The sequence below is a fragment of the Antarcticibacterium sp. 1MA-6-2 genome (genome assembly GCF_021535135.1).
GTDB lineage: Bacteria > Bacteroidota > Bacteroidia > Flavobacteriales > Flavobacteriaceae > Gillisia.
The window spans coordinates 3,309,911-3,321,102 of the sequence record NZ_CP091036.1 but is presented as its reverse complement, the minus strand read 5'-3'; the positions used below and the strand labels follow the sequence as shown (position 1 = coordinate 3,321,102).

The 11,192-nt window shown below is 39.1% G+C and carries 12 protein-coding genes; 9 read left to right on the top strand and 3 right to left on the bottom strand.

Annotation, left to right across the window (positions count from 1 at the left end):
• Positions 1-145: 145 nt before the first annotated feature.
• Complete coding sequence (locus LZ575_RS16980; protein ID WP_235325898.1) at positions 146-949, bottom strand: NAD(P)H-binding protein; 804 nt, start codon at positions 947-949, stop codon at positions 146-148.
• Positions 950-1,180: 231 nt separating this feature from the next.
• On the bottom strand, positions 1,181-3,310 hold the full coding sequence (locus tag LZ575_RS16975) for a M28 family peptidase (protein ID WP_235325896.1): 2,130 nt from the start codon (positions 3,308-3,310) through the stop codon (positions 1,181-1,183).
• A gap of 124 nt (positions 3,311-3,434) precedes the next feature.
• Here LZ575_RS16975 and LZ575_RS16970 point away from each other — a divergent pair, with 124 nt between their 5' ends.
• Complete coding sequence (locus tag LZ575_RS16970; protein ID WP_235325894.1) at positions 3,435-3,902, top strand: CBS domain-containing protein; 468 nt, start codon at positions 3,435-3,437, stop codon at positions 3,900-3,902.
• Here the strand turns inward: LZ575_RS16970 and LZ575_RS16965 are convergent.
• On the bottom strand, positions 3,899-4,246 hold the full coding sequence (locus tag LZ575_RS16965) for a hypothetical protein (protein ID WP_235325892.1): 348 nt from the start codon (positions 4,244-4,246) through the stop codon (positions 3,899-3,901). The genes LZ575_RS16970 and LZ575_RS16965 overlap by 4 nt on opposite strands.
• Positions 4,247-4,617: 371 nt before the next feature.
• Here LZ575_RS16965 and LZ575_RS16960 point away from each other — a divergent pair, with 371 nt between their 5' ends.
• The 8 genes from LZ575_RS16960 (at position 4,618) to LZ575_RS16930 (ending at position 11,191) form a co-directional block, all read left to right on the top strand.
• Positions 4,618-5,199: an SDR family oxidoreductase gene (locus LZ575_RS16960; RefSeq protein WP_235325890.1), complete on the top strand. Its 582-nt coding sequence runs from the start codon at positions 4,618-4,620 to the stop codon at positions 5,197-5,199.
• Between the two features lie 145 nt (positions 5,200-5,344).
• Complete coding sequence (locus tag LZ575_RS22750; protein WP_255702653.1) at positions 5,345-5,494, top strand: NAD-dependent epimerase/dehydratase family protein; 150 nt, start codon at positions 5,345-5,347, stop codon at positions 5,492-5,494.
• The gene (locus LZ575_RS16955) at positions 5,470-6,153 is read left to right on the top strand and encodes an NAD-dependent epimerase/dehydratase family protein (RefSeq protein WP_311196124.1); all 684 of its coding nucleotides are present in this window, start codon (positions 5,470-5,472) and stop codon (positions 6,151-6,153) included. Before LZ575_RS22750 ends, LZ575_RS16955 begins: the two co-directional genes overlap by 25 nt.
• Complete coding sequence (locus LZ575_RS16950; RefSeq protein ID WP_409187167.1) at positions 6,071-6,457, top strand: NAD-dependent epimerase/dehydratase family protein; 387 nt, start codon at positions 6,071-6,073, stop codon at positions 6,455-6,457. The genes LZ575_RS16955 and LZ575_RS16950 overlap by 83 nt, the downstream gene beginning before the upstream one ends.
• A 12-nt stretch (positions 6,458-6,469) precedes the next feature.
• Positions 6,470-8,506, top strand: a complete 2,037-nt coding sequence (locus tag LZ575_RS16945) for an NAD-dependent epimerase/dehydratase family protein (protein ID WP_235325886.1) — start codon at positions 6,470-6,472, stop codon at positions 8,504-8,506.
• The gene (locus LZ575_RS16940; protein WP_235325884.1) at positions 8,503-9,516 is read left to right on the top strand and encodes a zinc-binding dehydrogenase; all 1,014 of its coding nucleotides are present in this window, start codon (positions 8,503-8,505) and stop codon (positions 9,514-9,516) included. Before LZ575_RS16945 ends, LZ575_RS16940 begins: the two co-directional genes overlap by 4 nt.
• A complete protein-coding gene (locus LZ575_RS16935; protein WP_235325882.1) occupies positions 9,517-10,539 on the top strand; it encodes a Gfo/Idh/MocA family protein in 1,023 nt (340 codons plus the stop codon).
• Positions 10,529-11,191: a glycosyltransferase family 4 protein gene (locus LZ575_RS16930; protein WP_235325880.1), complete on the top strand. Its 663-nt coding sequence runs from the start codon at positions 10,529-10,531 to the stop codon at positions 11,189-11,191. The genes LZ575_RS16935 and LZ575_RS16930 overlap by 11 nt, the downstream gene beginning before the upstream one ends.
• Position 11,192 lies beyond the last annotated feature (1 nt).

The following is an 11,192-nucleotide window of genomic DNA, read 5'->3' as shown; positions in this document are numbered from 1 at the left end:
GCACAATTAGAAAAATAAAAAGAGGGCCGCAGCATTGTTGGCCCTCTTTTTATTTTAATGAGTACTTTGCTTAACTGAGTTAGACCTCTCATCTACAGGTCGTTGCATACTGATGCAGGCCTCGCCACTCTTATCTTTTGTGATTTTAAATCTCCTTTTGAAAATTATAGCCAAGAAGTTGTTGAACTTTCACCGACTCCACAACTTTTCCTTTTGATGGATGTTGTAAATCAAAGTGAGGCAGGGCAAGGTTTTTTTCCTCAGCAACCCGTGTATAATAGATTTCTTTTGGAGGATGCTCAGGATAGACAGCATTAATGACTTCATCCCACAAGCCTTTTTCAAGTACAGATTTTATAATTCCCACACAATCATCAAGATGAATAAGATTTACAGGAGACACAGCATTTTTGTTATTCTTTTTTTGGGAAAGGAAGTTAATTGGATGCCTTCCCGGTCCTATTAGTCCGCCAAATCGAATTATTGTAGTGCTGAATTTATCACTACTCCGCAAAACTTCTTCAGCTGCAATTAATTGTTGTGAATTTTCTGCCGTTACGTTTGCTTCTTTCTCCTCGGTGTAAACAGGAAAATCCTCGCGATCCTCATAGACAGATGTACTGCTGATAAAAATTACTTTTTCAACAGAAGATTTTTCCAGATAGCCTTTTAATTTTCCAATCTTACCAACAAAATCAGCATCTGGATCTTTTCGCAGCCCGGGCGGAATATCTATTATTAAGACTTCAGTTTCTGAAAGAAAAGATTCCAGGTCACCCTGTACTCCATCTGTAAATAGCTTTATCTGGTAAGGAGTTATTCCCTCCTCCCTAAGTCTTGCCATTTTATCAAGAGTAGTAGTACTTCCTTTTACCACCTGTCCTGCTTCCACTAAATTTTTCGCCAACGGCAAACCCAGCCATCCACATCCCAATATTGAAATATTCATAAGTTTGTTTTAATCATAAAAGAGAACTGCTAGTTCATTCCTTCATCAAATTTAATTGTCTTTTTTACAACTACCGCATCATTAAGCACAAAGGGACGGGGGATCATTGTTTCCTCTCTTTGCGGCACCTCAAGCTGTTTGTTTTCGAGAAGGTCATAACTTGATTCGTAAAGCGTTATATTGGGAATTGTATCTCCTTTAAAAGAAAAATTTATTTCAAGGGTATCCTTATTAGCAGCATGATAAAGGAGCAGCTAGGTTACTCCATCTCTTACTGAAAACGTGGAAGGTACCGCTTCCCAGTTTTACTGAATCTGCCAGTTGATTGTTAACTGTGAAATTTTCAAAATTTTTATCCCTGTCTACAAAAAGTTCTATCCTGTTAACCTTCCTGTTGGGAGCAATTTTTAAGGAATAATTTTTTAAGGCTGAAAGAGAATCCATGCTTGTTCGCCTATAGATTATTCCCGGTTCCTCAATTGGGACTAAAGGTGCCGGAACGCTGTAAGTAAATCCTGAACTATATTTACTTTCAAAATTTACATCCCTGGGAGATTCTGCGGGATCTTCTCCCAAAAAAGGAGTTGTCCAGCTATCAAAGATTTCATCATAGGTATTCCAGGTAGCTTTTTCTGCATCAGCATCATAGAGATAGACAAGGCTGTTGGGTTTTTGGCGATCTTCAGAAAAACCAGATTTAAAATGTGCTATAATGAAGAGAGTTGTAAAAATTAAAAAACCTAAACCTGCCAGGATCTTCTTCCGACCAAAATAGAGAAACACGGGCAGAAACAGGCTAAATAAAAAAACAGTGAACAGGGCAGCAACAAATAATATTTTTAAGCCCAAAGCTACAGCGAAAGTCACCAGGAAAGGCCTTATTATAATTAATGCAGGAAGGCTCAGGAAAAACATCAGGAACAAATTAGGTTTCCGTTGTCTTAGCATCACCCAAAGCTGGATGCATCCAAAAAAAACAGGAATGACAAAGTAAGCCGCCCCTTTAAGGTAAAAAGAAACAAGAGCCGAAATTATCAACCAGAAAAGTAAGGGAATCACAAAATATCCTGCACGTGGATCTTTGTCTTTAAAGTTGCTGTATACAAAGAAAGCTATAGCAAGGCTAAGGAAAATAACTGCAGAAATATAATAGTAGCCGTTATAAGTGAAACCATGTTCCATCTCCCCGTACTGCGGATAAATGATGAGACACAATTCCCATAATAGAAATGAGAAAAGTGCAGCTCCTATTAGGCTTATAAAATAAGGCACTGCTCCTTTGAAAATACTTTTCAGGCTCAGGCCTTTTGTGGAAAGGCCATAAACGGTAATTCCCAGAAAAAGCAAAGTAGCTATAAGCAACATGGGCAGTATCCAGGAAAATGGATAGGTCAACAATTCTCCCGGAGGAACATTAAAATAAATTAGATCTTCTTCCGAATCCAGGTTATTTAAATCGGCATCCTTAAAGTAATTAAGCAATGGCATTAAGTAACTTCCCTGGTGTGCCAGGGTTTCAGGATCAAGATTCGCAGGTGTATCGTTAGCCGTATGGTAATCGAAATGATCATCAATAAAAGCAAAATTAAAACCGTTTACTTTGCCTTCTTCTCTTAATACAGTAAGATCTGTATCGTTGGGCAACATTTTATAGATGCTGTAATAAAGGGAACTTGTAGAGGGAAATGAAGGATTTGCCTTTACAAAGTTTTCTACCAAATTTGCATTCCCTTTATTTGTTTCCAGGAGCATAAAGGAATTTCCTCCACTGCCGCGGGATTCAAAATTGAGGGCGAGTTTAACGTCTTTAGCCCAGGGATGTTCTTTAATAAATAGCTGTGCACCCAGTAATCCGGTTTCCTCCACGTCTGTAAACAGCAGAATAATATCATTCTCATGTGATGGATTTTCAGCAAGAAAAGCCCTTATACCTTCGAGAATTGTCGCCACACCACTTGCTGCATCACTCGCGCCGTAAGAAGAGTGTACCGCGCTGTCGTAATGAGACATTAAAACAATTGCTTCCCCATCTCCAGTGCCATTGATCCTTGACAGAACATTTTGCGCATAACTAAGAGTGCCGGAATTATTTAGAACATAGCCCTGCTGCGTCTGCACTTCAAGTCCCTGCTTCTGGAGTTCGTCTATAATATAATTTCTAACCCGCGAATGGTTGTTACTCCCCACGAAATGAGGAGCTTTAGCCGTTTGTTCTACGTGTTCCAGTGCCCTAAGTGTTGAAAACCGGGATATAGGAACATCAGTTTCCTCCACGTCGCTGGGCATAGAAGAGTAAAAAAGATACCAAACAGTAAAGATCAATAACAGCAACACCAGGATAGGCGAAAGTTTCTTGAGCATAGGAGGATTTAATAGGTGAATAAAGATAAATAAGTAAAGTTTAAAACAAAGAAAAAATGACCTCTCTACCCCATTAAAAAAAAATTCATTAAATTGAAGAGACTAAGAATCAAAAACTTAAGCTATGGGAATTAAAAGTTTTCAGGGTAGAAGGGCAGAACCAGAAAAGCTGGAGAGTGCTCCTATATTAGTTGAGCACTACATGACAACTTCACTTATTACCTTCTCCAAAGATCAATTAGTCATAGAAGTCATGGAAGCCCTTGTAAAAAATAAAATTTCAGGAGCTCCTGTTGTCAACGAGAGAATGGAGTTGGTAGGAATAATTTCTGATGGGGATTGTATGAAGCAAATTTCAGAATGTCGTTACTACAATATGCCAATTGGAGATAAACGAATTGAAGAATTCATGGAATCTAATGTTTATACAATTGATAAAAAAATAAACATTTTTGACTGCGCTTCTCTTTTTTACAAACATGGATACCGCAGATTTCCGATTGTTGAGAATGGAAGATTAATTGGACAGATTAGCAGGAAAGACATCCTGTGCGCAGCAATGAAACTAAGGGGACAAAACTGGCATTGTTAGGTCCTGCGTACCAAAGCAAAATATTCACCTTCAATGGGGAGATATCCCTGATCATAAACAAAAAAGTAGGTATTACCTGTTTTTGTTGTATATATACTCGTAAAATATTCAAAACTAAATCCTTTAGCCAGCAACTTTGCTCTGCTGGCTTTCGTTTTATCAACTGGATTTAGTTCTTCAAGAATCCTGTAATTCTTTCTAAGGCGATTATTTATATTTCTTACCAGGTTAGTTTTATCCTTGTTGATTTTATTGTTGTAGGCATTGCGACAGTAATCACTACAGAATTTCTTATCTACCCTGCCAACGATCTTTTCCCCACATTCTAAACAACTTTTTTGCATCTATTAAAGATAAACAAAAAAATTATTATTAAAATTTTCACTATTTCTTAACACGTTTAAAAAAGGCAATTATTTTGTAAGCTTGAGCTATTACAATAAGAGAACAGGATTTTATTACTGAAAATTATAAACTTTATAGATTTTGCTTTAAGAGAGTTTTAAATCATAATTAGGAATATTTTACACTAGCCTCCTGTACCTTTGAAATTAGAGTTAAAATTTAAATCTGACTTACTGGGGTAAAGGCATCTGTGCCATATAAATTTTAAATAAATATTTCCAAATACGGGTGTACTCATGGGTCCTACCCGTTTTTATCGCATTAATTCTTTACCTGAAGCTGCAGATTTTTCACTTAAATTTCTTCTGAAATGCAGAAAGCAGCCTTACCAAAAACAGCCTTAGTAACCGGAGGAAGCAGCGGGATTGGTCGTGCTATTGCAAATAAATTTTCAGAAAATAAAATAAAAGTCGCAGTTGCCGACATTAAGGATTTACCCGGAGACCATGAGGATATTTTATATAAGAACTGTGATGTATCTGAAAGTGGTGATGTGGAGGAATTGTACTCCTGGACTGTTGATACAATAGGACATCCCGAAATTCTTGTGATCAATGCTTACTTGGGAATACAGGAAAAACTTACAGAAGGTGATCCTGAGAAATGGCAAAAAATCATTAATACCAATATTATGGGGGCACTTAGATGCATTAGAGCCTTTACCCCTAATATGATTGAACAGAAAAAAGGACATGTAGTGATTATTTCTTCAGTAGCTGCAGGACAGCCTCACCCTTACGGAGGCATATACAGTGCTACAAAAACGGCTCTGGAAGTAATAGCGGAAACTTTAAGACTGGAAACAGTGCCACACTTAAAGATCACAGTTATTAGTCCCGGTATCACAGATACCAGTTTTTTTCCAATCAACTGGCGGGAAATTCCAGTGTAGAGAATCTTAAAATGGGGTCTATATCGCCAGAAGAAATAGCTGAAGACGTTTTTTATGCAATAAGCAAGAAAAACGGAACCAACATAAATAAGATTATAACAAGACCAATAGCTCAAAGCTTTTAACCAACCAAAAAATTAATTAGATGAAAAAGCAAATCTTAATCACTGGAGGGGCAGGATTTATAGGCTCCCATCTTGCAGACGAACTTCTTAATAAAGGGTACAAAGTGAGAGTGCTCGACAATCTTAGTGAACAGGTTCACGGCGAATCCCGGAGAGACCTGCTTATTTAAATCCGGAAGTTGAACTGCAAATAGGAGATGTAAGAAATCCTGATGACGTAAAGAAAGCCTTAAAAAATGTTGATGCGGTTTTTCATCTTGCAGCTATGGTTGGTGTAGGTCAAAGTATGTATCAAATAAGGGATTATACAGATGTAAATAATTTAGGGACCGCTACTCTGCTGGAGGCTTTAATAGAAAATCCTGTAGAAAAACTGGTTGTTGCATCCAGTATGAGTATTTATGGCGAAGGACTTTATAAAGACGAAAGCGGCAATAAAAAAATGGAATGTGAAAGAGAACTGGAAGATCTGAAAAATGATCGTTGGGAAATGTATGATAACGGCAAAGAATTAAAACCAGTTCCCACTCCTGAAGATAAAAAACCAAATCTGTCTTCTGTTTACGCTCTTTCAAAATACGATCAGGAGCGGCTATGTATTATGACAGGAAAGGCTTACAATATTAATACTACCGCTCTTAGATTCTTCAATGTTTACGGTACGCGCCAGGCTCTTTCCAATCCCTATACAGGAGTGCTGGCGATTTTTGCTTCCCGTTTATTAAATAATAACCCGCCTCTAATCTTTGAGGACGGCAAGCAAAAAAAGAGATTTTATTCACGTAAAAGACGTCGCCCGTGCCTGCAGGCTGGCAATGGAAACTCCTGAAGCTGCCGGAGAAGTATTTAATGTCGGAAGTGGTAACCAATATACAATCACACATATTGCCGATAAACTTGCAGGTGTAATGAAGAAAAATATAGCTCCGGAAGTAACAGGAAAATACCGTGTCGGCGATATCAGGCATTGCTTTGCAGATACAAGTAAGACAAAAGAACTGTTAGGTTTTGAACCGGAAGTTAAGTTTGAAGATGGGCTTTTAGAGCTTGCAGAATGGTTAAAAGACCAGATAGCGACAGACAATGTAAACAAAGCAAGTACTGAACTTTCATCCAGAGGATTAACCGTATAAAATCAACCTGTTATGTACAAGAAGAAAGAAATGAACAACACACCCATAGTAGGTATCCTGGAATGGTTTAGGCCTGGAGAATATGATGAAGTTAAAAACGCCATAGAAGATTTTAAAAAGCTAGGAATTTCCCACCTTAGAACAGGAATCTCCTGGGCAGACTGGTATGTGGAAGGAACTCAGGATTGGTATGATTGGCTTTTTCCTGAATTAAGTAAGCACGTAGAAATACTTCCCTGTTTTCTATATACACCTCCTTCTCTGGGAGAAAGAGAAAAAACTTCATCCCCTCCGCGGGAGCTCAAATCTTATGCTGATTTTATTGATGTAATGATCAGCAGATACGGGGAATATTTTGAATGGGTCGAGCTTTGGAACGAACCAAATAATAAAGTTGAATATGATTTTACCCTTGATTATTCCTGGACAAAATTTTCAGAAATGATCATTAAAGCCGGGTACTGGGCACAGCAAAAAGGCAAAAAAACCCTGTTAGGAGGAATGAGTCCCATTGATCCTAACTGGTTACAAATGATGGGAGAACAGGGAGTTCTGGAGCATATAGATGCAGTGGGGATCCATGGTTTCCCCCACGTTTTTGATCAGCAATGGAAAGGATGGGAAATAAATATTAAAGCTGTCAAAAACATTTTGAAAAACTTCGGAATGGAACACAAAGAAGTTTGGGTATCTGAAGTGGGATTTTCAACCTGGCAGGATGATGAGGTAAAGCAGTTTGAAGAATTTAAAAAGGTAATGGGTGCAGATACTCAAAGAATCTACTGGTATAGCCTGAAGGATCTGGATCCGAAAAAATCTACTGTTGGCGGATTTCATCTCGACGAAAGGGAGTACCACTTCGGCTTAAAAAAGGAGGACGGCACCAAAAAATTACTCTACAAGCTCCTGGAAAAACACGGATTGAAAAAAATTAACAGCCACGACTATATTACCAAAACTTACCGTCTCGAGGAAAAAGAGAAATACACATTAATTACAGGTGGAGCAGGTTTTATAGGAACTAATCTCGCCAGCCGACTACTGAAGGAAGGTAAGCGGGTCATGGTATATGACAGCTTATTCCGTGATGGTGTAGAACAGAACCTGAAATGGTTAAAAGAGGAATATGGCGACAACCTGATAATCCAGATTGCAGATATCAATGAAACCAGAATTTTGGCTGAAATTGTGAAATACGCTTCAGAGATTTTCCATTTTTCTTCCCAGGTTGCTGTTACTACTTCTTTGACAAATCCTTTACTGGATTACCAGGTGAACCTGAAGGGAACATTTGAACTGCTTGAGGCCATAAGAAAATCTGATCATCAACCTCCGTTGTTGTTCACTTCTACAAATAAGGTTTACGGAAACCTTAATGATGTGGAAATGAAAACGAACGAAACCAGATATGTTCCTGCAGATAAAAAAATTCAGCAAAACGGAATCGATGAAAAACGTGCTTTGGATTTCCACAGCCCGTACGGATGTTCAAAAGGTGCTGCAGATCAATATATTCTGGATTACTCCCGCTCGTACGGATTAAAAACAGCGGTTTTCCGGATGAGTTGTATTTACGGTCCCCACCAGTTTGGAACCGAAGATCAGGGATGGGTTGCTCACTTTTTAATTAGTGCCCTGGAAGATAATCCTGTTGTGATCTACGGAAACGGAAAACAGGTACGGGATATCCTCTTTGTGGAAGATCTTGTGGATGCTTTTGTTCTGGCTGCTAAAAATATAGAAGATCTTTCAGGAGAAGTATTCAATATTGGCGGTGGACCTCAAAATACAGTGAGCCTTATTGAAATTCTGGAAATCATCAAAAATAAAGCAGGTAAAGAAATAGATATTTCCTTTGAAGACTGGAGAACTAAGCGATCAATATTATTATGTTTCCAACACTTCAAAATTTCAAAAGGCCATACTAGCTGGTCTCCAAAATATTCAGTAGACGAAGGAGTTCAGGCACTACTTCAGTGGTTATGTGAAACCCGAAATATTAAACTTAATAAAACTATACAACCCTCTAATAAAGAATTAGCTTTATGATCTTAAGCCCAACATTGCAACAAATGCCTCCTATTCAGGACAAAACTTTTTACCGGGCTGCGGTAATAGAAGCACCGGGAAAAGTTTCCGTCCAAAATCTGGACCTGCCTGAACCCGGAGCAGATGAAGTGCGTATAAAAATTGAGGGTTGTGGGATTTGTGCTTCCAATATTCCCGTGTGGGAAGGAAGAGACTGGTTTGAGTATCCTGTTTCTCCCGGTAACCCGGGACACGAAGCCTGGGGGATAATAGATGCTGTGGGGGAAAATGTTGATAATTTAACTCCGGGAGAACGGGTTGCAGGACTTTCCTATAACGCCTATGCCACTCATGACATTGCAAAAGCTAAAGATCTTGTGGTGTTGCCGGATTTCTTTGATAACAAACCTTTTCCGGGAGAACCGTTAGGGTGTGCTATGAATATCTTTTCAAGAAGTGACATTCAGGAAGGGCAGACTGTTGCCATTGTAGGTAGTGGATTTCTGGGCTTGCTCCTTACTCAGCTTGCAAAAAGTGCCGGAGCAAAAGTAATCGCACTTTCGAGAAGAGAATTCTCCCTTAAAGCCGCAAAAGAGGCAGGTGCAGATGAAATTATTACGCTTGATGATCATTACCAAATTATTGAAAAAGTAAAACAGCTTACAGAAGGGAGATTTTGTGAAAGAGTTATAGAAGCTACAGGAAAAGAATGGCCACTAAATCTTTCTATCGAACTCACTGCTGAAAGAGGAAAATTAATAGTAGCAGGCTTTCACCAGGATGGGATGAGGAATATTAATGTACAGATGCTTAACTGGCGTGGAATCGATATGATAAGTGCTCACGAAAGAGACTCATCAAAATATATAAAAGGAATTAAAGCTGCAATTGATGCAATTGAAAAACACGAAATGGATCCTTATCCCTTCTTTACTCACGGCTTTTCTCTTGATGAAATGGAGGACGCTTATAAACATCTCACAGAAAGACCTGATGGTTTTATAAAAGGCCTGATAATTAACAACCAATAAATGATAGCTACCCAACCAAAAGAACAAAAAAAGAAAGAATTGGCCTTAGGCTTTATTGGCGTAGGCTGGATTGGCAGAAACCGAATGGAGGCTATCCGGAACAATACTCAATCCCGGGTTGCTTCAATAGTTGAACCTACTAAAGAAAATGCTGAAGAAGCTCTAAAGTCAGCAAAAGAGGCAAAAATCATATCGTCTACTTCAGAAATGCTGGCAGATGAGGAGCTGGACGGTATTGTTATAGCAACTCCCAGTGCCATGCACGCACAACAGAGCATAGAGGCGCTTAAAGCGGGAAAAGCTGTGTTTTGTCAGAAACCTCTTGGCCGCACCGCCACTGAAGTAAGAGAGGTTGTGGAAGCTTCAAAAGAAGCCAATAAGCTTTTGAGCGTAGATCTTTCCTACAGGTACACAAAAGCTTTTGAGGCGATTTACCAGCTCATCAGGAATGGAGAAATAGGAGATATTTATGCTGTAGATCTGGTTTTCCATAATGCTTATGGCCCGGACAAGGAATGGTTTTACGACATCAAAAGATCGGGAGGAGGCTGTGTAATGGATCTGGGAATTCATTTGGTAGACCTGGCTCTCTGGAGTCTTGACTTTCCAAAAATAACAAATGTAAGAAGTCATCTTTTTCATCAGGGAAAAAAGCTTACCTCTTTTGAAGAGCAGGTAGAAGATTTTGCCAGCGTTGCAATGACTTCAGAAAAAGATAATATAATAAACCTGGAATGCTCATGGCACGTTTCGGCCGGAAGGGATGCTGTAATTGAAGCTAGATTCTACGGTACAAAAGGTGGCGCTGCATTTAAAAATGTCAACGGATCCTTTTATGATTTTAAAGCTGAAAAATATACCGGAACTCAAACTGAAACTTTGGTCACCCCTCCCGATGAATGGAGCGGTCGTGCAGGAGTAGTATGGGCCAATAATGTACTTGAAAATAATAGTTATGCCCCCCAATCTGGAGAAGAATTTATTAAAACTGCTGAAATAATTGATAGGATATATGGAAGGTAAAACTACAATTTTGATGACTACAGATACTGTAGGCGGCGTATGGACATATTCAATGGAATTGTGCCGTGTGCTAAATGATTATGGGATAAAAGTTCATTTGGCTGCTATGGGAAACTGGCCTTCGCAGGCACAGCAGGAAGAAGCTGCATCTCTGGACAATCTGCTTTTATACAAAAGTGATTATAAACTGGAATGGATGCAGGATCCCTGGGAGGATGTGGACCAGGCAGAGAAATGGTTAAATTCCATTTATCACACCGTACAACCTGATATTATCCATTTCAATAACTACGCACACAGACGGGAAGAATGGTCCTGCCCCACTGTTACTGTTTTTCACTCCTGCGTACAAACCTGGTGGCAGGCTGTGAAAGGCACTTCTGCCCCTGCAGCCTGGGATAAGTATAACGAACTGGTTTCAGATTCGCTGAATTCTTCTGATGTTGTTGTGGGTCCCACGGAAGCAATTCTGCAAAAAGCTAAGGAAACTCACGCAATCACTTCCCCGGTCAAATTGATCTATAACGGAAAGAATCTAAAACCTGCTGAAAATATTCAAAAGGAAAGAATAATCCTTTGTATGGGCAGGGTTTGGGATGAAGCTAAAAATCTTCGCTCCCTTTCCGGAATGGCGAAGGATCTTCCGTGGTAAG

Excerpts from the sequence above, each read along its gene's own strand:
- LZ575_RS16980 (WP_235325898.1), bottom strand. The coding sequence starts at position 949 with ATGAATATTTCAATATTGGGATGTGGATGGCTGGGTTTGCCGTTGGCG.
- LZ575_RS16975 (WP_235325896.1), bottom strand. The coding sequence starts at position 3,310 with ATGCTCAAGAAACTTTCGCCTATCCTGGTGTTGCTGTTATTGATCTTT.
- LZ575_RS16970 (WP_235325894.1), top strand. The coding sequence starts at position 3,435 with ATGGGAATTAAAAGTTTTCAGGGTAGAAGGGCAGAACCAGAAAAGCTG.
- LZ575_RS16965 (WP_235325892.1), bottom strand. The coding sequence starts at position 4,246 with ATGCAAAAAAGTTGTTTAGAATGTGGGGAAAAGATCGTTGGCAGGGTA.
- LZ575_RS16960 (WP_235325890.1), top strand. The coding sequence starts at position 4,618 with ATGCAGAAAGCAGCCTTACCAAAAACAGCCTTAGTAACCGGAGGAAGC.
- LZ575_RS22750 (WP_255702653.1), top strand. The coding sequence starts at position 5,345 with ATGAAAAAGCAAATCTTAATCACTGGAGGGGCAGGATTTATAGGCTCC.
- LZ575_RS16945 (WP_235325886.1), top strand. The coding sequence starts at position 6,470 with ATGTACAAGAAGAAAGAAATGAACAACACACCCATAGTAGGTATCCTG.
- LZ575_RS16940 (WP_235325884.1), top strand. The coding sequence starts at position 8,503 with ATGATCTTAAGCCCAACATTGCAACAAATGCCTCCTATTCAGGACAAA.
- LZ575_RS16935 (WP_235325882.1), top strand. The coding sequence starts at position 9,517 with ATGATAGCTACCCAACCAAAAGAACAAAAAAAGAAAGAATTGGCCTTA.
- LZ575_RS16930 (WP_235325880.1), top strand. The coding sequence starts at position 10,529 with ATGGAAGGTAAAACTACAATTTTGATGACTACAGATACTGTAGGCGGC.